18 protein-coding genes are annotated in these 21,914 nt (G+C 70.8%); 10 read left to right on the plus strand and 8 right to left on the minus strand.

What is annotated here, in order from left to right:
• Positions 1–5 precede the first annotated feature (5 nt).
• The gene (locus tag G401_RS0136085; protein WP_211240948.1) at positions 6–575 is read right to left on the minus strand and encodes a dihydrofolate reductase family protein; all 570 of its coding nucleotides are present in this window, start codon (positions 573–575) and stop codon (positions 6–8) included.
• Positions 576–616: 41 nt separating this feature from the next.
• On the opposite strand from G401_RS0136085, the gene G401_RS0136090 reads away from it, so the two are divergent.
• On the plus strand, positions 617–1,654 hold the full coding sequence (locus G401_RS0136090; RefSeq protein WP_027346313.1) for a suppressor of fused domain protein: 1,038 nt from the start codon (positions 617–619) through the stop codon (positions 1,652–1,654).
• A gap of 63 nt (positions 1,655–1,717) precedes the next feature.
• Here G401_RS0136090 and G401_RS0136095 read toward each other — a convergent pair whose 3' ends face one another.
• The 3 genes from G401_RS0136095 to G401_RS0136105 form a co-directional block, all read right to left on the minus strand.
• The gene (locus tag G401_RS0136095; RefSeq protein ID WP_157546716.1) at positions 1,718–2,623 is read right to left on the minus strand and encodes a hypothetical protein; all 906 of its coding nucleotides are present in this window, start codon (positions 2,621–2,623) and stop codon (positions 1,718–1,720) included.
• Between the two features lie 43 nt (positions 2,624–2,666).
• On the minus strand, positions 2,667–3,086 hold the full coding sequence (locus G401_RS0136100) for a hypothetical protein (RefSeq protein ID WP_027346315.1): 420 nt from the start codon (positions 3,084–3,086) through the stop codon (positions 2,667–2,669).
• Between the two features lie 109 nt (positions 3,087–3,195).
• The gene (locus tag G401_RS0136105; RefSeq protein WP_027346316.1) at positions 3,196–3,486 is read right to left on the minus strand and encodes a hypothetical protein; all 291 of its coding nucleotides are present in this window, start codon (positions 3,484–3,486) and stop codon (positions 3,196–3,198) included.
• Positions 3,487–3,951: 465 nt separating this feature from the next.
• On the opposite strand from G401_RS0136105, the gene G401_RS0136110 reads away from it, so the two are divergent.
• Positions 3,952–5,865: an elongation factor G gene (locus tag G401_RS0136110; protein ID WP_034594141.1), complete on the plus strand. Its 1,914-nt coding sequence runs from the start codon at positions 3,952–3,954 to the stop codon at positions 5,863–5,865.
• 159 nt (positions 5,866–6,024) lie between these two features.
• Here G401_RS0136110 and G401_RS0136115 read toward each other — a convergent pair whose 3' ends face one another.
• Positions 6,025–7,359 (minus strand): serine hydrolase domain-containing protein, encoded by a 1,335-nt coding sequence (locus G401_RS0136115; RefSeq protein WP_027346318.1) that lies wholly within the window; start codon positions 7,357–7,359, stop codon positions 6,025–6,027.
• Between the two features lie 126 nt (positions 7,360–7,485).
• On the opposite strand from G401_RS0136115, the gene G401_RS0136120 reads away from it, so the two are divergent.
• From G401_RS0136120 to G401_RS0136135, 3 genes are all read left to right on the plus strand, one after another.
• Complete coding sequence (locus G401_RS0136120) at positions 7,486–8,226, plus strand: MBL fold metallo-hydrolase (RefSeq protein ID WP_027346319.1); 741 nt, start codon at positions 7,486–7,488, stop codon at positions 8,224–8,226.
• A 494-nt stretch (positions 8,227–8,720) separates the two neighbouring features.
• Positions 8,721–11,489 (plus strand): beta-L-arabinofuranosidase domain-containing protein, encoded by a 2,769-nt coding sequence (locus G401_RS0136130; protein ID WP_034594143.1) that lies wholly within the window; start codon positions 8,721–8,723, stop codon positions 11,487–11,489.
• Positions 11,490–11,591: 102 nt separating this feature from the next.
• Positions 11,592–12,890, plus strand: coding sequence for a PQQ-binding-like beta-propeller repeat protein (locus G401_RS0136135; RefSeq protein ID WP_027346321.1), 1,299 nt, complete (start codon positions 11,592–11,594; stop codon positions 12,888–12,890).
• Positions 12,891–13,131: 241 nt separating this feature from the next.
• Here the strand turns inward: G401_RS0136135 and G401_RS0136145 are convergent, their stop codons facing one another.
• Together G401_RS0136145 and G401_RS50855 are read right to left on the minus strand one after the other, a co-directional pair.
• Complete coding sequence (locus G401_RS0136145) at positions 13,132–13,791, minus strand: TetR/AcrR family transcriptional regulator (protein ID WP_027346322.1); 660 nt, start codon at positions 13,789–13,791, stop codon at positions 13,132–13,134.
• Positions 13,792–13,798: 7 nt separating this feature from the next.
• Positions 13,799–15,346: an MFS transporter gene (locus tag G401_RS50855; protein WP_064741943.1), complete on the minus strand. Its 1,548-nt coding sequence runs from the start codon at positions 15,344–15,346 to the stop codon at positions 13,799–13,801.
• 234 nt (positions 15,347–15,580) lie between these two features.
• Here G401_RS50855 and G401_RS0136155 point away from each other — a divergent pair, with 234 nt between their 5' ends.
• Positions 15,581–16,234, plus strand: a complete 654-nt coding sequence (locus G401_RS0136155) for a hypothetical protein (protein ID WP_051367714.1) — start codon at positions 15,581–15,583, stop codon at positions 16,232–16,234.
• 163 nt (positions 16,235–16,397) lie between these two features.
• On the opposite strand, the gene G401_RS0136160 is transcribed toward G401_RS0136155, so the two are convergent.
• Positions 16,398–17,111 (minus strand): hypothetical protein, encoded by a 714-nt coding sequence (locus G401_RS0136160; protein WP_064741944.1) that lies wholly within the window; start codon positions 17,109–17,111, stop codon positions 16,398–16,400.
• Between the two features lie 69 nt (positions 17,112–17,180).
• Between G401_RS0136160 and G401_RS0136165 the strand changes: the two genes are divergently transcribed.
• The 4 genes from G401_RS0136165 (at position 17,181) to G401_RS50865 (ending at position 21,914) form a co-directional block, all read left to right on the plus strand.
• On the plus strand, positions 17,181–18,002 hold the full coding sequence (locus G401_RS0136165; RefSeq protein WP_169734291.1) for a TetR/AcrR family transcriptional regulator: 822 nt from the start codon (positions 17,181–17,183) through the stop codon (positions 18,000–18,002).
• Positions 18,003–18,011: 9 nt separating this feature from the next.
• Positions 18,012–20,987, plus strand: a complete 2,976-nt coding sequence (locus tag G401_RS50860; RefSeq protein ID WP_211240949.1) for an AfsR/SARP family transcriptional regulator — start codon at positions 18,012–18,014, stop codon at positions 20,985–20,987.
• 83 nt (positions 20,988–21,070) lie between these two features.
• A complete protein-coding gene (locus G401_RS0136175) occupies positions 21,071–21,313 on the plus strand; it encodes a hypothetical protein (protein ID WP_027346326.1) in 243 nt (80 codons plus the stop codon).
• Positions 21,314–21,392: 79 nt separating this feature from the next.
• Entirely contained in the window at positions 21,393–21,914 is a 522-nt protein-coding gene (locus G401_RS50865) for a hypothetical protein (protein ID WP_051367721.1), read from the plus strand.

Here is a 21,914-nt window from a genome sequence, read left to right on the forward strand (position 1 = left end):
ATCCCCTATCGACGTACGCGATAGCGCAGGTGGGTCGCGGACGGGGAGGCGTCGGCCGCGATCGGTTCGAGGTCGAGCTCGCCGACCGAGGGGAACATCGGCGTACCGGCGCCGAGCGTGATCGAGACGAGTTCGACCCACACCTCGTCGGCGAGCCCCGCCCGCAGGACCGCGCCGACCGTGCTGCCGCCGCCCATCACGAGGACGTCGCCCGGCGAGGCGGCCAGCGCGCCGGCGACCGCCTCCTCCACAGTGGAGACGAAGCGGAACGTGCCGCTGGGCTGAGCGAGATCCGGTCCCGGCGTCCGCGTGACCACGAAGCAGGGCGCGGGAAAGGGCACGTCGCCCCAGATCTCCAGACCGAGCGAGAACGTACGCGCGCCCAGCACCACGGCGCCCGCGGCCGCCCGCATCCGGTTGCCCGCCTCGACATCGGCCGGATGCGCGGCCTCGGCGAACAGCCACGTGTGCAGCCGCTCGCCGCCCACGCCCATCGGGTGCTCGGCACTGGGGTCGGGACCGCACCCGAACCCGTCCAGGGACATGCTTCCCGTGACGATGACCTTGCCCAACACGGTCCTCCTCGCGTACGCGGCCGGCGGTAGAGTCGGCGACCGTGACGAACGACGACTTCGGCGCCCCCGGCTGGGAGGCCATCGACGCGGCCCTGGAACCGATCTACTCCGGTGTGGAGCCCCGGCACTACGGCACCGTGATCGGCTGGCGGCTCGGCGGCCCCGACCCGCTGGACGGCGTGAGCGCCTACCCGCGCGACGGACACTGGCACTTCGTCACGTACGGCCTCTCGGAACTGTACGCCAAGGAGTCGGACAACCCGGACCGATCCGGCTGGGGTTTCGAACTGACCTTCCGCCTGGCCCGCGAAGCGGCCGAGGCCGAGCCGCCGATGTGGGCGGTGAGCTTCCTGCAGAACCTGGCCCGCTACGTCTACCAGAGCGGCAACGTGTTCGCGGCCGGGCACCACCTCGACCTCAACGGCCCGATCGCGTTGAGCGCGGAGGACACCGTGATCCGGGCGGTGACCTTCACCGACGACCCCGAACTCGCCACGATCGACACCTCGAACGGGCGGCTCACGTTCCTGCAGGTCGTCGGCATCACCCTGGCCGAGTACGCGGCGATCGAGAGCTGGGACGCGCCCGGACTGCTCGCGGCGCTGGCCCCGAAGCTGCCGCTGTTCGTCACCGACCTGGCCCGCCCGGACCTCGCGGAGGACCCGGACGTGGCGGCCGCGATCGAGGCCGGCGTACGCCGGGACGGCTCGTCGACGGGCGGTCTCTACGTGCAGGAAGCCACCTTCGCGGCCGACGACGCGGGCGTACGCCTCACGTTCGGGGCGAACGCGGCCCCCCGCATCGGGCGCATCCTGACCGCCCGGCTCCCGTTCGGCCGCGGGCTGCTCGTGGAATCGTCGACCGGCGCGGTGGGGCTGCAACCGGGGGACGCGTTCGCCGTCACGCCCGGCGACGACGGATTCCTCGAACTGACGGTGCCGCCGCGCGTACTCGATGATCTGGTCGGGGCTCTGCGGCCGCGGGCGGGCGTCTACGCGGTGAGTGACGCGCTGACTGTGGAGATCGTGAAGTCGCAGATCCGCGACCAGGACGGCGAGGTCGTCGAAGAGATCGGCTGACCTTGGTGATTCAGCAGGTGACCTGCGATGGCGACCGGCGGCACCGCAGACCCCCAAGACGGCCTACGGGGCGGCGTTCTTGCGCTCCTGCGTCCAGAACCTGGTCGCCCGACGGCCGCCGAACCGGGCGAGCGCGTCACGGAGATCCTTACGCTGGCGGTCGTTCATTGGACCGTAGACGCAGATGGGCACCCAGCGTCCCGTCAGAGCTCCCCGGAGACCAAGGTAGAAGCCGGGATAGACCGGCCCAGGCCACCCTACGGCGAACACCTCGGCGGGGCGTATGGCGACAGGATCGAACTCGATGTGCAGGACCCGCAACCGCCGCCATGCGAGCGACAGCACCTTGGCCTCGGTGACCTGGAGAATTTCGGTCCATTCGATGATCCACTCCTGGTCTTGCGCGCCGATCGTGATGGCGTCCGCATCGACACGCAGAGACCAGGGCGTCAGCTGCGGTGAGACGGTACGATCGCCGACCACCTTGGAGATCCACAAAACGATCGCCAACAGGCCGCACCCGACCGCGAGAAACAGGAACGGCCCTGCCGGATTGGCACGGTCATCCAGGATGGCCCGGTCAAGACTCCCGTTCACCTGCCATGCGAGCCCGGCCAGCATGATCGCGCTCACGGTGAAGAAGCCGGCCGGTGGAGCATCCGCGAAGGAGTCCAGTGGATCGGTGCCGCTCCAGGCGACCTCGAACGGCGTACCCGGCCGAGGATGAGGGTCGGGGTCGGTCGGCACCGGCCCTCTACGGCGGTCGGCGGACCTGCTCAGCAGTAGTTCGACAGCCACGCCGGCGGCGACGACGACAGCGAGGGCCGGCCACGGATGACGTCTGATCACGTTCATCAGGCCGGGCCAGCGGTCGGTGGCGGAGGCGGCGTTCACGGCCAGGTCCCCTACGGCAGCGGCCAGGGCGAGAACGAGCAGTCGGACAAGTGTCCTATGTGGTTTCTCCGGCACGCCGGCATCCTAACGTCCGGTATCAATGGATGGGTGCGCCAGCCTAGCTGCCCGTCAGGTTCAGGGTCTTCATGATGACGATCGCGGCGATGATCATCGCCAGCATCCCCGCTGCCGCCACCCACGGCGACACTTTGGGTAGGTCGCCGAGGGCCAGCCAGGCTTGGCCGCCGGGTACGAGTACCAGCAGAACGAACGCCACGGCCAACCAGAAACGCGTACCTTGGCTCAGCTCCGGCGCGACCACCAGCAGTGCCTGGTACGTGACGATGGCCAGGGCCTCCAGCGCCAGCGCGGCCGCCGCAAGGCCGAAACCGATGGCCGTGGAGTCGTCGTCGCTGGTTCCCTGTCCCTGACGGCGGGCCAGGTCGCAGAGGAACCTGATCTCGATGACGACGCCCAGGGCGAGAGTGGCGGTGACCTGAGCGACCGTTCCCGCGGCGTCAGGAGTCAAAGACGGCATGGCTCGATCATCGTGCGGGGGTCAAGAGTCGTGAATGGAGCGTCGAGCATCGGGTACCGGGTGGGCCGGCCCGGTACCCGGCGAGGGGGGCGCCGGCCGGCAAGGTGGCTTATCGACTCTTCGCCGCCGGGCGGGCCACCAGCGCCGCGGTGTGTCCGAAGCCGAAGACCCAGGTGCAGGCCGCGACGAAGGCGGTCAGCCGGATCAGCGGACTGGACTCGGCGTACGCGGTGACGAGCAACTGACCGCCGGTCGACAGGCCGACAGCCAGCACGAGCAGGGCGAACGTCAGCCGGCCGAGCCGCGTACGCATCCGGGTGGCCACGAAGTCCCGGACCACCTCGGCGTAGGTGGACCTCATGGCCTGCAGAACGGTGAGGACGAGGCGCAGTTGGTGCATGTGGGCACGATGCCCGAGAACGCCCGACCGTGTCCACCCCCCTACGGTCCCGACCGAAATCCGTTCGGACCGGCTCAACCAGGTCAACCACAGACCTCCAAGATCCCGCTTGGATCCCGGTTACCTCCGAGGCGGCCGAATTCACACCTGAGCTGTAAACGATCATCCTGTCCGGCGAACAGGCAGGCGCCCGCTGGGCCGCCGGCATCGATCCCGTTTGGATCAGGGATCTCCACGTAATCAAGGCCCAAGATTCGGGTGATTTCCCTGATCCAAGCGGGATCTTGGGGGCGGGGTGGGGCGGGAGTGGGTGCCGGGGGGCGGGGTGGGTGGAAAAGGCGTCGCGGGTGGGAGGCGGGTGTGGTTATCTGGGAGGCGTCTCTGACCCCGGCTTGAGGAGCCCACTGATGCGAGGAACGTCGATCTCTTCCGCGGACCTGTCACTCGTCTCGAAGGAATCGGCGCTTGTCTCGACCCATCCTCAACCTCGGCATTCTGGCGCACGTCGACGCCGGTAAGACAACTCTCACCGAGCGTCTCCTGTACGCTGCCGGCGTCATCGGCCGCATCGGCAGTGTGGACGCCGGCACCACGCAGACGGACTCGCTCGACCTCGAACGGCGGCGCGGCATCACGATCCGGTCGGCCGTCGTGGCGTTGGAGATCGAGGGCGTCGCCGTCAACCTCATCGACACTCCCGGCCACCCGGACTTCATCGCCGAGGTGGACCGGGTGCTCGGCGTCCTCGACGGCGCCGTTCTCGTCGTCTCGGCCGTCGAGGGCGTACAGCCGCAGACCCGTGTCCTGATGCGGGCGTTGCGGCGGCTCGGCGTACCGACGCTGGTGTTCATCAACAAGATCGACCGGCGGGGTGCCGATCCCGACCGGGTACGCGCGGACCTCACCCGCCGGCTCGGTGTCGCCGTCGTGGACGCGGGTACGCCGCCGGGGGAGTGGCTCGACGTGCTGTCCACGCATGACGACGGGCTCGTTTCCGCGTACGTCCGGGGTGAAATGAGCGACGACCGGCTGCGGGCGGCGCTGGCCGGGCAGACGCGGGCCGGGCTCGTGCATCCGGTGTTCACGGGGTCGGCGGCGAACGGGACGGGCGTCGCGGAATTGATGTCGGGGATCGCGGCGCTGCTGCCGGCGGCGAGCGGCGACCCGAACGCGCCGGTGGCCGGACGGATCTTCAAAGTGGAGCGGGGCGCGGCCGGCGAGAAGGTGGCCTACCTGCGCATGTTCGAAGGTCGCCTGCATCTGCGGGACCGGCTCGGCGACGGCCGCGACAAGGCGACGGCGATCAGCGTGTTCGAGCACGGCACCTGGGTACGCCGTGACGCCGTCGGGCCGGGCGAGATCGGCAAGCTGTGGGGCGCGGGCTCGTTCCAGGTCGGCGACCCGATCGGCCGCCCGGTACGCGCGGTCGGCGGCAACTTCGCCCGGCCGATGATGGAGGCGGTGGTCGACGCGCGCGACCCGGCCCGGCGGCCGGCCCTGCTGGTGGCGCTGCAGCAGCTCGCGGAGCAGGATCCGCTGATCGCGGTGCGGTCGGACGACACGTATCACGAGATCACGGTGTCGCTCTACGGCGAGGTGCAGAAGGAGGTCATCGAGTCCACGCTCGCCGACGCGTACGGCATCGAGGTCGTGTTCCGGGAGGCCACGCCGCTGTGCGTCGAGCGTCCACTGCGGACCGGGTACGCGGTCGAGATCCTCAACGCGCCGGACAACCCGTTCCGGGCCACGATCGGGTTGCGGATCGAGCCCGCCGCACCGGACAGCGGGGTGCGTTTCGTGTCCGATGTGGACCACCGGTCGATCCCCCTGTACGCGTTCCGCAACCGCGACGAGTTCACGGCGAGCATGGAAACCTATGTACGCCAGGCGTTGGAGGAGGGTCTGCGGGCGTGGCCGGTGCACGACTGCGTGATCACGTTGGCCGACTGCAACTACAGCTCGCCCGACGGTTCGCCGGCGACCCGGGGGCCGCTCAGCACCCCGGCGGACTTCCGCAAGCTCACGCCGCTGGTGCTCATGGCCGCCCTGGAAGCGGCCGGTACGGCGGTCTGCGAACCGCTCGCCCAGGTCAGCCTGGACGTGCCGGTCGAGTCGCTGGGTCCGGTGCTCTCCCTGCTGAGCCGGTTGGAGGCGACCGTCGAAGGGCAACGCGTACGCGGGACGGAGGTGGTGATCGACGCGGAGCTGACGGCGACGCACAGCCAGGAACTGCACCGGCGACTGCCCGGGATCACCAGCGGCGAGGGAACGGTGGAGGCCGTGCTGTCCGGCTACCGGGCTGTCCGGGGAACCGGTCCGCAACGGCGACGCCTGACGCCCGACCCCCGCAACCGCGAGGCCTACCTGGCCGCCGTCTGACCCGCCCGGCCCGCCGTCCGCGAGCGTCAAGATCCTGTTTGGATCAGGGAAATCACCCGAATCATGGCCCAAGATTCGGGTGAAAACCGTGATCCAAACGCGATCTTGGGCCCGGCGGCCGGCGGCCGGCGGGGTGGGGAGGGGAGCGGTGGGGGGGCCTCAGGGGATGCGGGTGAAGAGGCGGCCGGCCAGGTCGATGCCGGTGATGACCCCCTGGGCAGAGCGGGTGAAGTAGCCGCGCTGCCCCGCCAGCCCGCCGTCGGTGATCACGTACTCGTCGCCGTCGCCGTCGCTGGGCAGGAAGCCCATCGCCGCGGCCGGGTAGTCCGCCGGCATCTCGGTCTCCGACGCCGCGCGGATCTCCGGCTTGATCCCGACCGCCAGGGTCATCCGCTCGCCGTCGGTCGCGACGTCCAGGTTCATCACGTCGATCTCGTAGCGGCCCGCCGCTTCCCGGGCCCGCGCCTCGTCGTACGCGACGGGCTGCGGGGGCTGCTCGACGACGCCCAGGTAGTGCTCCAGCGCCCATTGGGTGATCGCCTGGTTGAACAAGTAGCCGTCGGGGCCGCAGTTCGCCAGGGACACCACCGCGAAGCCACGTCCGGGGACGATCAGCAGGTCGCTGAACTGGCCGTTGCCGGAGCCGCCGTGGCCGATCGTGCGTACGCCGCCGATGTCCTTGATGAACCAGCAGATGCCCATGGCGTCGCCCAGGGTGCTCGCCCGCAGTTCGGCGGTCGGCTCCTGCATGCGCCGGACGGCCGGATCGTCGCCCAGCTGTACGCGCGCCCAGCGCAGCAGGTCGGCCGTGGTGGACGCGGCGCCGCCGCCGGGATGGTTGCCCCGGTCGCCCTTCCAGGAGGTGGCCGGCCGCGGTGTGCCGTCGTCGTCGCGGTTGTAGCCGGTCGCGTGCCTGCGGCGGGCGACGTCGTCCATCGCGAAGACGGTGTCGGCCAGTCCGGCGGGTCGCAGCACCAGCCGGCCGACGGATTCCTCATAGGACATTCCGGTGACCTTCTCGATCACGCGCCCGGCCAGGTTGTAGCCGGCCTGGCTGTAGGAGACCCGGGCGCCCACCGGCGCGATCGTCTTCAGCCCGGCCAGCTTGGCCACGAATGCGGCCAGGGTGTCCTCGACGGGGTCGGGGTCGATCAGGTTCCATTCCAGCCCGGCGGTGTGGTTCAACAGGTGCAGCACGGTCACCCGCTCGGTCGTGTCCGGGTCGGACAGTCGCAGCTCGGGGACGTAGGTGCGGACAGGGGCGTTCAGATCGACCTTGCCCTCGGCGGCCAGGCGCATCAGGGCGGTGGCGGTGAAGGACTTGGTCACCGAGGCGATCGGGAAAAGGGTGTGCTCGTCGATGGGCAGCGGGTTCTCGATGTCGGTGACCCCGGCGGCCGCGAAGTGCTCCCGCCCGTCCACCAGCACGCCGACCGCCGCGCCCGGGATCCGGTGTTTCGCCGCGACGGCGGTGACGACCTCGTGCAGTTCCATGCTGTCCTCCCCATGACTTGAACAACGTTCAAGTGGGACTGTAGACGAGTGCTTGAACACTGTGCAAGTGATCTTCCGAGCTATGTTTCGAGGGAGCAGAAGTTTCAAGATCCGTGAGGAAGTGCCATGCAGACCCCCCGTGTCCTCGGCGGCCCGACCGTCCAGTTCGCACTCGGCGGCATCCGGTTCCTGACCGACCCCGCCTTCGACCAGCCCGGCGACTACCCGCGCCCGGGCGGCCACGTCCTCACCAAGACCGCCGCGCCCGCCGCCGGCCCCGAGGAGATCGGGCCCGTGGACGTGGTGCTGCTCTCGCACGACCAGCACCCTGACAACCTCGACACGGCCGGGCGGGCGTACCTGGGGCGGGTGCCGCTGGTGCTGACCACGCCGACCGGCACGCAGCGGCTCGGCGGCAGCGCCCGCGCCCTCGCGCCGTGGGAGTCCACCGCGCTGTCGCGTCCGGACGGTGGCACGCTCACCGTCACCGCGGTGCCCGCGCAGCACGGCCCCGACGGCTGCGAGCCCGTCACCGGCGAGGTCACCGGCTTCGTGCTCACCGGCGACGGCCTGCCCACCGTCTACGTCAGCGGCGACAACGCCTCGCTCGCCGTCGTCGAGGAGATCGCCGCGCGGTTCGGCCCCGTGGACACCGCCATCCTGTACGCGGGCGCGGCGCGTACGGCTCTGTTCGACGGGGCGCTGCTGACCCTGGACAGCCCGGCGGCCGCCCGCGCGGCGCAGCTGCTGGGCGCGCGTACGGTCGTGGTGGCGCATGTGGACAGCTGGTCGCACTTCACCGAGGGGTACGCCGACGTCGAGGCGGCGTTCGCGGCGGCCGGGATCGCCGACCGGCTGATCCGTTGACCCGCTGAACCGCTGAACCGCTGGTAGAGCCTGCGGCCGGCCCGGGGAATCGGCGGGCCGGCCGCAGGAGTTCGGGGGGATCAGGGGCCGGTGGCGGCGGCGTACGCGCCGGGATGTCCGATCAGCGGCAGGGCGGTGGCGCTGAGGACGGCGGCGGCCGCGGCGATGACGAGCCGGGCGCGGAGGGACGGGCGGGGCACCGGGGACTCCTTCCGGCGGTGGTGAATGTGAACGCTAACAAGGCGGGATCGATGGGAACGCTCCCATCCACCCTGTCCGACGGTGCCACATCTGGCCGCACTGTTCAAGTGGGACGATGCCGTGCCTGGTGATGCTGCCTGGCTGGACTGGTTGTCGCGGTCACGGAAGGCGAGCCGTCGGGCCTGTCCCAGGTTGTCGCAAGACCTTGACGGCGGCCGATGTGAACGATAACACTGCGAGGTCTGACCCGCTCGTCCTCGGCGGGTCGCCACCGTCCCGTGAGGAGACTCGCGATGCCCTCCCGTCCTGCGAACCCGCCCGCCGACCTCTCGTTGAGCCGGCGCGGGCTGCTGCGCGCCGCCGGCCTGTCGGCCGCCGCCCTGCCCGCGCTGGAACTCCTGCACCCGGACCCGGCAGCCGCCGCGGCCGTCCCGCCCGCCCGGTCCGACACCGGGGTCGGCGCGTACGCGTTCGACCTCGGCCAGGTCCAGCTGACGTCCAGCCGCTGGCTGGACAACCAGAACCGGACGCTCGCCTACCTGAAGTTCGTCGACGTCGACCGGCTGCTGTACAACTTCCGCGCCAACCACAGGCTGTCCACCGCCGGCGCCACCGCCACCGGCGGCTGGGACGCGCCCAGCTTCCCGTTCCGCACCCATGTCCAGGGCCACTTCCTGACCGCCTGGGCGCAGGCGTACGCGGTCCTGGGCGACACCACCTGCCGCGACAAGGCGAACGCGATGGTCGCCGGGCTGGCCGCGTGCCAGGCGAACAACGGCACGGCCGGATTCGCCGCCGGCTACCTGTCCGGCTTCCCCGAGTCGGACTTCACCGCGCTGGAGGGCGGGACGCTGACCAACGGCAACGTCCCGTACTACTGCGTCCACAAGACGATGGCCGGCCTGCTCGACGTCTGGCGGCTGCTCGGCAGCACGCAGGCCCGCGACGTGCTGCTCGCGCTGGCCGGATGGGTGGACACGCGTACGGCGCGGCTGAGTTCGGGCACGATGCAGTCCGTGCTCAACACCGAGTTCGGCGGCATGAACGCGGTGCTGACCGACCTGTACCAGCAGACCGGCGACGCCCGCTGGCTGACCGCGGCCCAGCGGTTCGACCACGCCGCGGTGTTCACGCCGCTGGCCGCCAACACCGACAGCCTCAGCGGGCTGCACGCCAACACGCAGGTGCCCAAGTGGATCGGGGCGGCCCGGGAGTACAAGGCGACCGGGACCACGCGCTACCGCGACATCGCCACCAACGCGTGGAACATCTGCGTCAACGCCCACACGTACGCGATCGGCGGCAACAGCCAGGCCGAGCACTTCCGGGCGCCGCAGGCGATCGCGGCGTACCTGACGCAGGACACCTGCGAGCACTGCAACAGCTACAACATGCTCAAACTGACCCGCGAGCTGTGGCTGCTCAACCCGGACCAGGCCGGCTACGTCGACTTCTACGAGCGGGCACTGCTCAACCACGTCATCGGCGCGCAGAACCCGGCCGACGCCCACGGGCACGTCACCTACTTCACCCCGCTCAACCCCGGCGGCCGCCGGGGCGTCGGCCCGGCCTGGGGCGGCGGCACGTGGAGCACCGACTACGCCAGCTTCTGGTGCTGCCAGGGCACCGGCCTGGAGGCCAACACGAAGCTGATGGACTCGGTCTACTTCTACAACGGCACCACGCTGTACGTGAACCTGTTCACGCCGTCGGTGCTGACCTGGTCCCAGCGCGGCATCACCGTCACCCAGAGCACGACGTATCCCGCGAGCGACACCACGACCCTCACCGTCACCGGCAGTGTGAGCGGCTCCTGGTCGATGAAGATCCGCGTACCGGGGTGGGCCACCGGGGCGACGATCAGCGTCAACGGCACGGCCCAGAACATCACCGCCACGCCCGGCACCTACGCGACCCTGACCAGGTCATGGACCTCCGGCGACGTCGTCACCGTACGCCTGCCGATGGCGGTCGTCGTCCGGCCCGCGAACGACAACGCGAACGTCGTGGCGCTGACCTACGGGCCGGCGGTCCTGGCCGGCAACTACGGCAGCACCAGCCTGTCGGCACCGCCGGTGCTGACCGCGTCGTCGGTCACGCGTACCAGCAGCACGGCGCTCGCGTTCACGGCGACCGCGAACGGCTCGACGGTCAACCTCGGTCCGTTCCACGACGCGCAGGGCTTCAACTACGCCGTCTACTGGAACACCGGCAGCGGCACCGGCACGACGGCACCCGGCTTCCGGCTCGTCAACGTCGCCAGCGGCCTGGTCCTCGGCGTCCAGAACATGTCCACCGCGGACGGCGGCCTCGCCGTACAGTGGGCCGACTCGGGCACCGCCGACCACAACTGGGAGATGATCGTCGACGGCACCGCCGTACGCCTGCGCAACATCAACAGCGCGAAGGTGCTCGGCGTACAGAACATGTCGACGGCCGACAACGCGATCGTCCTGCAGTGGACCGACAACGGCACCGCCGATCACCGGTGGACGGTCGTCGACAACGGCGACGGCGGGCACAAGCTGCGCAACGTCAACAGTTCCAAGGTCCTCGGCATCTCCGGCAACTCCACGGCCTCCGGCGCCCAGGCCGTCCAGGCACCCGACGACGGCTCCGCCGACAACAACTGGCGCTTCCTGCCGGTCGGCACGTTCCGGCTGCTGAACGTCGGGACCGGGCGGCTGATGGGCGTACAGGACATGTCCCAGGCCGACGGCGGCCTGGTCGTGCAGTGGGAGGACAACGGCACGGCGGACCACCTGTGGAGCGCGGTCGTGGACAGCGGCGGCTACTTCAGACTGCGCAACGCCAACAGCGGCAAGGTGCTCGGCATCGAGAACGCGGCCACGGCCAACGGCTCGCGGGCCGTGCAGTGGTCGGACAACGGCACGGCCGACCACCGCTGGCGCCTGCGGTACGGCAGCAACGGGGCGTTCCGCATCCAGTGCGCGAACGGAGGGCGGGTGCTGGGCGTCAGCGGGGCGTCGACGGCGCTCGGGGCGCAGGTGGTGCTCTGGGACGACAACGGCTCCGGCGACCATCTCTGGCGGCTCGTCTGATCGTAGGGTGCTCGAAGGCCGCTGCCACCGTTCGAGGTGGCAGCGGCCTGTTGCGTCCCACTGATACCGTCCAGTTTCGATCTTGTGGGTGACGGGGGAAGCATGCGATCGTCGTGGCGCTGGGCGCGGTTCGCGTTGGTCTTGGCCATGCTGGCCGTCGCGCTGCCCAGCCCGGACGTGACCCGGGTGGTGCTGCCGGCGCTGGCCGAGGGCGAGTACTACTCCCTGATCGGCGACGGGTACGCCGCCCGCAGCTCCATCCACGACGATGCCGTCGGCGTGCTCGACCTGTACAACGGACGGGAGCTGTGGCGGCGCGATCCGGGCATCGGCCACCTGCAGTCGCTGCGCATCGTCGATGGCGTACTCATCATGAGCGCCCTCCAATACTCCGATGCGACGCGGGAGATCCTTAAATCCGGCACCGATCAGACGATCGCCGTGGATCTCCGATCCGGTGGCGAGTTATGGCGCCGCAAGGGTGCCGTCCTGTCCAACACGATCGGCGCCATCGTGCCGATCTGGTGCAACGGGTGCTCCGATGATGCCGTCGGCGCCGACGCGCGTACCGGTCGGGAGATCTGGCGGTCCCCCTGGCTGAAATCGTCGAACTATTTCGACGGCCGCTCGCAGTGGTCGACCGCCCGCGATGGCACGGTGCGGGCAGTCGACCTGGCGACCGGACGTGCGCGCCTCGTCGGAACACTTCCCCAGGGCTACTGGATCATCGGCGGGTCGGCGAGATACATCCTGGCCGTTCCACCCTCCGTTCCCGACTCCGGGCCGATCGTCTACCCGGGCGTAGGCGTCTTCGACAGCCATGACCTGCGCCAGATCGCGCACTTGAACATCACGAACAGCGCGAGTTTCCCGCCCGACCTATGGCTCTGCGGAGATCTCATCTGCCAGCGCGGCGGAGTCGAGATGAAGGTCTACGACCTTCACGGCGAGATCCTCTATTCCAAAGCGCAGTTCCTGCTGCACACTGTCGTCGATCGCGGCGACCGGCAGTTCATCATCGGCGAGCAGCACCGATCCGGCGTCGTCACGCCGGGTGTGCCGATGGACACCAACCAGATCGTCGAGACCGCGACGGGACATGTCCTCGCCGACATCGGCGTCTGGCGGCTCGTCCGAGTGGACGCCGACCGGATCTGGGTGGCTCAGTTCGCCAGCCGCGGCACCGCCACGCTTGTCGTCGCGTCCCACGCGCGCGCTCAGCACGAGACGATCTTCGGCTACATCGACCTGCGATCGGGTGTGCCGCTCGCCGTCACGACGCTCAGGCGGTTGGGTGGAGCGTACGAGGACTGCGACTTCAGCTACGGCTGGCTGCTGTGCAGCAACGATGTCACCGACATCCGCCCGGTCGCGATCCGCCTCGACGATCGACCCGTATGACATGCCCGTAGAGCCGCCCCACGAAGGTGGAGCAGAAGATGATGGTTTTGGGGCTCACATCGCTCGCGGTGTGGTTGCCGGCGAAATACTCTCGCTTCCTGCCTGTCGTCCAGTGGCCCAGGATCACGCACGCCTTCGGGGATGCGTAGACGCCGGTTCGAATCCGGCCGACGGTTCACAAGCCCCGATGAGCGTGCACTGATCCGCTGGTAGCGGGCTCGCGCTCCGTTCGCCGCCGGGCTCAGTCGCGGATCCGGCCGATCCGGTGGGCCAGCTCCGCCACCGCCGAGTCCAGCGGCGGCCACGGGAAGCGCGGCACGAATTGGCGCATCAGGACCGCACCGTGCATGGAGGTCCACAAGAGAGTCGCGTCGGAGAACGGGTCGGTGCTGTCGGACCGGCCCGCCGCCGCGCACGCGGCGATCGCGTCGACGAGGGTCCGGAACGCGTCCAGCCGCCGCTGCCACACGTCCGGCAGACCCTCGATGGTCTCCAGCGGCGGCCCGGAGAGGCCGGGCGCCTCCGGTGCCCGCGACCGTCCGAACAGGACGCGGTAGCGGGCGGGGTCGGTCATGGCGAATTCGGCGTACGCGCGGGCCCCGGCCAGCAGCCGCGCGACGGGATCCGGTTCGGCGGCCGTGACGTCGACGATCAGCATCCGCAGCCGCTCGTAGCCGATGTCGAGGACCGCGTCGATGATCGCGTCGCGGTCGGCGAAGTGGGAGTAGATCGATGGAGCGGCGATGTTGGCCTCGCGGGCCACCGACCGCAGCGTGATCGCGTCCTCGGCGCCCTCGCGTTCGAGAATGCGTTCGGCCGCGGCGACGATCTCGTCGCGGAGCAGGCCGCCCTCGCCCCGACGGTTGCGAGTGCGGCCCTTGGCCTCCGGAGACGTTTTCACCACGTCATCATGCCTTCTCCAACGTCCGCTCCGGACCAGACACCACCGAGTCCGTCACCACGGCGACCCCTGGCCGCGGAGCACGGCGCGGCAGTGCGACGAACACGAGCAGCGCCGTGGCTGCCGCGATGATCGCGGCGATGACGGCCCCGCGGTCCATCGCGGCGGTGAACGCCTGGTTCGCGGCGTCGAGCAGCGGCGCGGCGGTGTCGGCGGGCAGGTGGGCCGCCACCGCGTGGGCGGACGGGAGGTCGTGGCCGGCGACGGTGGGCGAGTCCTGCATGGCGCTGCGGTACCCGGCCGCCACGATCGTGCCGATCACCGCGATGCCCAGGACGCCGCCGAGTTCCCGGGTGACGCTGTTGAGGGCGCCGGCCATCGCCGCGTACCTGCCGGGCACCGATCCGGTGATCTCCAGGCTGGCGGGGGCCATCAACATGCCCATGCCCGCGCCGATCACGGCCGTCGAGGCGGCGATGGTGGCGAAAGGCGTACCCGTGGAGGTGGTGGAAAGGGCCGCGAGCCCCGCGGCGACGAGGAGCAGGCCGGTGATGACCGCGCCCCGGACGCCGAGGCGCTTGGTGGTCAGCGCGGAGGTGGCCGACGCGGTGGCCATGGTGACGGCGAACGGCATGGCGCCGAGGCCCGCGACGAGCGGGCTGTAGCCGTGCACGAGCTGAAGGTACTGGGAGAGCTCGAACAGCGTGCCGAAGAGGGCGAAGAACGTGACCGCCAGGGCCAGGGCGGCGACGCCGAAGCGGCGGTTGGCGAACATCCGCAACTGCACGAGAGGCTGCTTCGCGCGCAGCTGCCAAGCGACGAAAGCGCCGCTGAGCACGGCCGCGACGGCAAACTCGCCCAAGGTGGCGCGAGCGAGCCAGCCGCGCTCGGGAGCCTCGATGATGGCGTCGACGAGCGCGGCCACCGCTGCGGTCGACAGCACCGCGCCGAGCAGGTCCAGCCGTCCGGTGGCTTGCGGCGCGACGGTGGGCACGACGGCGGCGATGGCGACCAGGGCGGCCGCGACCACCGGGGCGTTGATCCAGAAGACGCTGCTCCAGGAGAAATGTCCCAGCAACGCGCCGCCGGTGACCGGTCCGATCAGGATGCCGACGCCTGCGGCGGCCGACCAGGCGGCGAAAGCCTTGGGCCGCTCGGCGACCGGGAACATCTGGGTGATGATCGCGAGGGTGGCGGGCATGACGAACGCCGCGCCGAGGCCCATCAGTGCCCGCCAGCCGATGAGCTGGGCCGGGCTGTGCGACAACGCGGCGGCCGCCGATCCGCCGGCGAAGACGACCAGGCCGCCGATGAGCGCGCGGCGGGCGCCGAGCCGGGCACCGAGGCTGCCCGCCAGAATCAGCGCGGCGGCGAAGACCAGGGTGTACGCGTCGGTGATCCACTGGAGGTCCGACGTGGTGGCGTGCAGCCCCTTGGCCAGGGACGGCAGCGCCGTGTTGAGCACCGAATTGTCGAGCGTGACCGCGACCAGCGTCAGGCTGAGCACCGCCAGCGCGGGCCGCCGTCTCGGATGACCCGTGAGCTGCGTTTCCATGGCTTCTCCCTCATCCCACGGCATAGGATTACGTCCGTAACCTTACGTATGTTAGGTGAGGTTAGCGTAACGACCGTAACCTTACAAGCGTTAGTTTGAAGATCGGGATGCTCGCCCACGGTGCCGGCTCGCCAGGCAGCGCGTCCCGTCATCTCGGGTCAAAGCTCAGTGACCGCGCAAGGCCGATCGTTACAGCGGTTCGGAAACCGGGTGCCCTGAGCCGATCTTGGTGGCATGCTCTGGCCGGTGGGCATGGACATTGACGGATTCATCGAAGTTCGGCCATGGGTGATCTGGCCGGATCTGCCGAGTGAGATCGAGTGGGAGACTGCGGTCCACTTGGACTGCTTGTATGCCACCCGAGACTACGACGCGTTCGGATGTCTGTTCGGCGTGATGAACTACGCCGGGTTCCGGCCCATCGCCGGGGAACGGGGACTGCCTGCCGACGCGGCGGAACGCACTCGGCGGGCGTTCAACGACCTTCGCTCCGAATCTGGCCACGACGGCCTGTCGCCGACATGGATCGGGTGGGACGAGATCCAGCAGATCGACTGGAGCGAGCCGGCCGACCATGCCGATACGCGCCTGCACCGCTACGAACAAGACGATGCCGGCCAGTGGGTCTTCAAGGACAAGGCAGCCTGGTCACGCGAGGCTTTCGAGGCCCTGGGCGTGGCCGCCCCCGCTCCGGGCGAACCTCTCCAAGCCTGGCCGGATGGCAGCATCTGGACCATGGGCAACGTCCAGTACAGGGCGGAGCGGCTCACCCGGGGCGACGTCATCCCTCAAGACGGCGACTGGCGCCCGGTGTGGGAACTGATGGACGTGCTCGGCCGCCTCCACGGAACTGCGAACTGCCGCCTGGTCGTCTGGTTCAACCGCTGACATCGCCTGGAGGGCGTCGATGGCGCGGACGGCGTACACCTCGGGCATCTTGGCGCGGATCTCGTCACGGCCCTTGACCTCGGTGGATGATGCTGAGATCGAACCAGTGACCTCTTCGGTGCGAACGAAGAGGCCACTTCCTGGTATCGACGATTGATGATCTCTAGCTGGCGTTGGCGTACGCCGTCGGATCCTTCCTCTTCAGGACTGCGACCCCGACGGCCGCCAGCCAGATCGCCGCGTACCCGTTGAACATCGCGACCGATCCCCATCCGTTGGCGGCGTAGAACTCCGACGAGTTGTAGCCGAAGTACATCGACGGGACCGCCGCCAGGTGGAGCGCCGCGACGGCGTACGACGTCCAGCCGACCCACCGGGGCAGGGCGCGGGTACGCAGGACCGCGTACCCGAAGGCGAGGCCGAAGACGAGCAGCATCAGGTGGCTGATGGAGCCGTAGAGCAGGTAGGTCGGGACGGTACGCGTCGGGTCGATCCACTCGGGGGTCTTGATGGCGGTGCCGCCTTCGAGTCCCTTGGCCACCATGTCGATGATCGCCCAGGCGACGCCGGCGGTACCGGCCACGGTGCCGAACCATTCGTACCGGGCGTCGGCGCGCGCGATCAGGTACCGGACACCGGTCATGAAGACCAGGAACAGTGTGAGCGCGAGGAAGTTGAACAGCGAGCGGGTCAGGACCAGCGAGTCCGGCATGGGGCTGCCGGTGTCGACCCCGCACTTCGCCGCGTCGCAGGCGCGTACCACGAAGTAGAGGGGGAGTTCGGCCATCGCGGCGACGGCGCCGAGGAGCGCGGCCCAGCCGATCCAGCGTCGGGCGGTGCCGGGGAGCTGAAACTGTGTAAGGGATGAAGTGTTCACGCCATGCACAGTAACAACAACTGTGTAAGGCGTCTACAATTTTGCGGAGAACTCCGAAGGGAAGCCGGCATGACCCCACGTAAGAGCCCTGGCCGCGACGGCGTACCGGATCACGCGCCTGCGCAGGACGTGAACCTCGACGCGCTGCCGCCCGGGCTGGCGGCGGCCTGGGGGGCCGTCGACGTCGAGGGGCGGCGCGGGCCGAAGCCGGCGCACAGCGTCGAGGAGATCATCGCGGTCGCGACGGAACTGGCCGACGAGGAGGGCATCGCGGCGGCTTCGCTGCCGAAGGTGGCCGGCCGGATCGGCGTGACAGCCAATGCGCTGTACCGGTATGTGGCGTCCAAAGAGGAGCTTCTCGTCCTGCTGGCTGATCGGGCCTGGGGCGAACCGCCCGCGCTGCCGGCCGGCGACTGGCGGGCGGCGGCGACGCTGTGGTCACACCAGCTGTTCGAACGGTTCCTCGCCCGCCCGTGGCTGCTGGACGTGCCGACGACCGTCCCGCTGACCCCGCACAACGCGGCGTGGCTGGATGCCCTGATCACCGCGCTCAAGCCGACCGGCATGGCGGCGCGGCAGATGCTGACGTGCGCGTACCTGCTGGACAGCCATGCCCGGTACGGGGCCAACCTGCGGCGCAACACGCCGACCCCGGCCGCCTTGCGGCGCGCGAATCCCGAACGGCAGCAGGCGATGCGGGCCGTACGCGTCTTCCTGGACGGCCGGCTGCGGTCGCGCAACCTGCTCGCCGTCGCGGAGGTGCTGGAGGATCCGGCCTTCCTCGCGGAGGAACCGGCGCACGACGGCTTCGACTTCGGCCTCGCGCGCATCCTCGACGGCATCGAGGTGTACGTGTCGCGTGAGGAGGGTCTTGACACACCGCAGGCGTAGGCTGCCCCCGTGCGCGGAAGATCATCGATGATCTGTGTCCTCGGCCCCGTCGAGGTCGTCTGCGGTGGTGCCCCGGTGCACCTGCCTCCGCTGGAACGCCGCGTCCTCGCCGTCCTCGCGGCCCATGTCGGCAAGCTTGTGACGATCGACCGGCTGGTCGACATCCTGTGGCCGGATGATCCGCCGCGGTCGGCGCGTAATCGCGTCCAGGGGGTGATCTCGTCGTTGCGGCGGTCGGTGGGGCGCACCAGTACCCGCGAGGAGCTGATCGTCACCCGGCCGCCGGGGTACCTGCTGCGGGCCGGCTGCGAGGAGTACGACGCCGCGAAGTTCGTCGCCGCCATCGAGCAGGCCCGCGACCGGGCCGCCGCCGGGGACGCCGCGCAGGCCCGGGAGCTGCTGACCGAGGCGCTCGCGTGGTGGCGGGGGGACGCCTTCCAGGATGTCCCGCTGCCGCCGGTCGCGGCCGAGGCGCAGCGGCTGGAGGAGTTGCGCCGCAGTGCCGCCGAGGACCTCGTCGACGTGCGGCTCGATCAGGGGGAGCACACGGAACTGGTCGGCGAGCTGGCGCGGATGATCGCCGACCACCCGTTGCGGGAGCGGCTGCGCGGTCAGCTCATGGTCGCGCTGCACCGGTCCGGGCGGCAGGCGGAGGCGCTGGAGGCGTACCGGGCGGGGGCGGCGCTGCTGGCCGAGGAGCACGGCCTCGATCCCGGCGAGGACCTGCAGCGCCTGCATCGCGAGATTCTCGCCCAGCCGGTCGCCCCGCACCCGCATCAGCTGCCCGCGGTCACCGCGGACTTCGTGGGCCGCCCGGCCGAGCTCGCCGCCGTCCTGTCCGCCCTGCGCGCGCCGGCGGCGCCGGGGGCCTGCCGCATCGTCGCGGTCACCGGGCCGTCGGGCATCGGCAAGACCACTCTGGCGGTACGCGCGGCGCACGAAGCGCAGTCGTCGTTCCCCGACGGCTGCCTCTATGCCGATCTGCGGGCCGGTTCGGGTGACCCGGTGGCGGCGCCGGCGGTGGCCGGGGCGTTCCTGCGGTCGCTGGGCGTGGCCGCGGCGACCGTCCCGGCCGAGCCCGCCGAGCGGATCGCGCTCTACCGGTCGGTGCTGGCCGGCCGCCGGGTCCTCGTGGTGCTCGACGACGCGGCCGGCGAGGCCCAGGTACGCCCGCTCATCCCGACCGGTGACAGTGGACTGATCGTGACGGCCCGGCCGGCGCTGGGTGGGCTGGCCGGGGCGGTCGGCGTACCGGTGGGGTCGTTCGGGGACGCCGAGGCGGTCGATCTGCTCGGGCGGGTCGGCGGCGCGGCGCGTACGGCGGCCGAACCCGAGGCGGCATTGGCGGTCGTCCGCCGCTGTGCCGGGTTGCCGCTGGCGATCCGGGTGGCCGGCGTACGCCTGGCGCAGCGGGGTGACCTGTCGCTGGCCCGGCTGGCGGGGCGGCTCGACGACGAGCACCGGCGGCTGGACGAGCTGCGGGCCGGCGATCTGGACGTGCGGGCCGCGTTCGACGTCGGCTACCGGGCGCTGGGCGAGCCGGCCCGGCGACTCGGCGCGCTCTGGAGCGGCCTCGGGCTGCCGGTCTGTACGCCGTGGCTGGCCGCGGTCCTGCTGGAGACGTCCGAAGTGGACGCCGAGCGGCACCTGGAGGAGCTCGCCGACGCGCATTTCGCCGCCCCGGCCGGCCCCGACCGGTACGCGATGCACGACCTCGTCCGGGCCTACGCGCGGACGCGTACCGGTGGGGCGGAGCCTGATCCGGGCCGGCTGCACGCGGCGCTGATCGAGACGGCCCTGCTGGCCGCGACGGCGTTGCCGTGCCGGGTGGTCCCGCTGCCCGAACCGGACGGCCCGCGCCCCAGCCGGGAGGCCGCGCTGGCCTGGTTCGCCGCCCACGCCGACGCCGTGCTGGCCGCCGTTCCGCAGGCCGTGCGGCTGGGCCGGCTGGAGACGGCCGCCCGGCTCGCGACCAGCCTCGCCAATTATCTCCAGCTGCACGGCCTGGTGGACGAGTGGGAGACCAGCCACCAGGCGGTGCTCTCGGCGTACCCGATGGAGGTGACGAGCGCGAGTCTCGCGCTGCTGCGGCTGTCCTACGGGACCATGCTGCGGTGGCAGTCGCGGCACGGCGACGCTCTGCCGTACCTGCGGGCGGCGCGGCGGGCCGCGCGGGGTGCCGCGGACCCGCAGCTGCGCCGCTACGCCGCCATGGCCGGGCTGTCGCTGGCGATCGGCCTGCGCCGCACCGGGAACCTGCGGGCGGCCGACGCGGCGCTGCGGTCGTCGTTCGCGGCGCTGGACTGGGGGCGGGTCGACCGGACCGATCACGGCTACGCCCTGTCGGTGCTCGGCATGCGGTACGCGGCCTACCAGCCGGCGTCGCCGTACGCGGCGGACCTGCTGGAACGGGCGCTGGTGATCTTCGAAACGCTGGACGAGCCGTGGGGGGTGCTGACCGTCCACAGCGCGCTCGGCAACATCCGGTCGACCCTCGGCGACCTCGATCGGGCGCGGGCGCACCTCAGCCGGGCGATCGCGCTGTCGGAGCGGCTGGCCGACCCGCTCAGCGCCGCGGTGGCCCGGCAGGAGCTGGCGAACCTGCTGATCACGGCGGGTGATCTGGCGGGCGCGGAGGGTCTGCTCGGCGCGACGCTGAGCGCCTTCCGCCGGATGCGGTACGCGTGGGGCGAGGCGACGTCGTTGCGGCTGACCGGCCGGCTGCTGCGGGAGCAGGGCCGCCCGGCCGAGGCGGTGGCGGTGCTGTCGGACGCGGTCGGCCTGCTGCGCGCGGGGGAGGAGCCGTTCGCGCTGGCCCGGGGCCTGTCGACGCTCGCGGCGACGAGCCTTGCGGCGGGCGACGAGCCGGGCGCGCGGGCGTCGGCGGCCGAGGCGCTGTCGGTCTACCGGTCGCTGGGCGCGGCGGACGCCGAGGAGCTGGCCGCCTGGATGATCCACAATGGATGGCAACCCGAGCAGGGATGATCGTCCGCAGCCGAAGCGCAGCGTCTCCGCAACGGGATACGACAGGGTACGCGTCGAAGTCCCCACGAGACATGGGAGGTTCGATGACGAAACTCGCCCACCTCGGCGACCGGATGCTCGGCCTGCTGCTCCGCGAAGAGCGGGCCGGCGCGTGCGTACCGGAGAACGGCCAGGCGTGCAGCGTCTGCGTCAAGGTCGACGGCTACTGCTCCGGCGGCTACTGGTACTGGCGTTACCGCAAGGCGCACTACAACTGCAACGGCGTCTGCGTCAGCGACTCCAGCAAGGCGCTGTGCTACTCGCAGCGCAGCCAGAACATCTGCTAGCACCGAGGCACGCCGGGCCCGCCGCCGTCCGCCATCGGCGCCGGGCCCCCTCATCCTCTCCGGGACCGGAAGGACCGACATGATCGCCCTACTCACCGCCGGCCTGATCCTCGTCGCCGCGGTCACCGCGCTCAACCTGCTGCTCAGCCTGGCGATCATCCGCAAGCTGCGGGTGTCGCCGCCGGCCCCGGCCGCCGACACCGGCGAGGCGCTGCCCGACGTCGGCAGCCGCGTCGGCCGCTTCGAGGTCGTCACGACCGAGGGGCAGACCGTCACCGACGCCACCTTCGCCACCGGCCACCACCAGATCATCATCCTGTCGCCGAGCTGCTCGCCGTGCCGCGAGCTCGCCGACCGGCTGGCCGAGGACCCGACCCTGGCCGAGGGGGACGCGTTCATCCTCGTCTCCGGCGACGCCGAGGCCGCCGGTCCGATGCTGACCGAGCTGTCGGGGGTGCGGCGGACCGCGTACGACATGCTCGACTCGGCCACCAGCGCCCTGTCGGTGAGCGGCTTCCCCGCCGTCGTGTCCATTCAGGATGGTGTCGTGGTCGCGGCCGAGCACCGGCTCACCCGCCGCCGGCCCGCCGTCGCGGTCTGA

The sequence above is a fragment of the Hamadaea tsunoensis DSM 44101 genome (genome assembly GCF_000428945.1).
Classification (GTDB): Bacteria; Actinomycetota; Actinomycetes; order Mycobacteriales; family Micromonosporaceae; genus Hamadaea; species Hamadaea tsunoensis.

What these genes read in the sequence shown, in the direction of transcription:
- G401_RS0136100 (WP_027346315.1), bottom strand. Translation starts at nt 3,086, where the DNA reads ATGCCGTCTTTGACTCCTGACGCCGCGGGAACGGTCGCTCAGGTCACC.
- G401_RS0136105 (WP_027346316.1), bottom strand. Translation starts at nt 3,486, where the DNA reads ATGCACCAACTGCGCCTCGTCCTCACCGTTCTGCAGGCCATGAGGTCC.
- G401_RS0136115 (WP_027346318.1), bottom strand. Translation starts at nt 7,359, where the DNA reads ATGGAACTGCACGAGGTCGTCACCGCCGTCGCGGCGAAACACCGGATC.
- G401_RS0136120 (WP_027346319.1), top strand. Translation starts at nt 7,486, where the DNA reads ATGCAGACCCCCCGTGTCCTCGGCGGCCCGACCGTCCAGTTCGCACTC.
- G401_RS0136130 (WP_034594143.1), top strand. Translation starts at nt 8,721, where the DNA reads ATGCCCTCCCGTCCTGCGAACCCGCCCGCCGACCTCTCGTTGAGCCGG.
- G401_RS0136135 (WP_027346321.1), top strand. Translation starts at nt 11,592, where the DNA reads ATGCGATCGTCGTGGCGCTGGGCGCGGTTCGCGTTGGTCTTGGCCATG.
- G401_RS50855 (WP_064741943.1), bottom strand. Translation starts at nt 15,346, where the DNA reads ATGGAAACGCAGCTCACGGGTCATCCGAGACGGCGGCCCGCGCTGGCG.
- G401_RS0136155 (WP_051367714.1), top strand. Translation starts at nt 15,581, where the DNA reads ATGCTCTGGCCGGTGGGCATGGACATTGACGGATTCATCGAAGTTCGG.
- G401_RS0136165 (WP_169734291.1), top strand. Translation starts at nt 17,181, where the DNA reads ATGACCCCACGTAAGAGCCCTGGCCGCGACGGCGTACCGGATCACGCG.
- G401_RS0136175 (WP_027346326.1), top strand. Translation starts at nt 21,071, where the DNA reads ATGACGAAACTCGCCCACCTCGGCGACCGGATGCTCGGCCTGCTGCTC.
- G401_RS50865 (WP_051367721.1), top strand. Translation starts at nt 21,393, where the DNA reads ATGATCGCCCTACTCACCGCCGGCCTGATCCTCGTCGCCGCGGTCACC.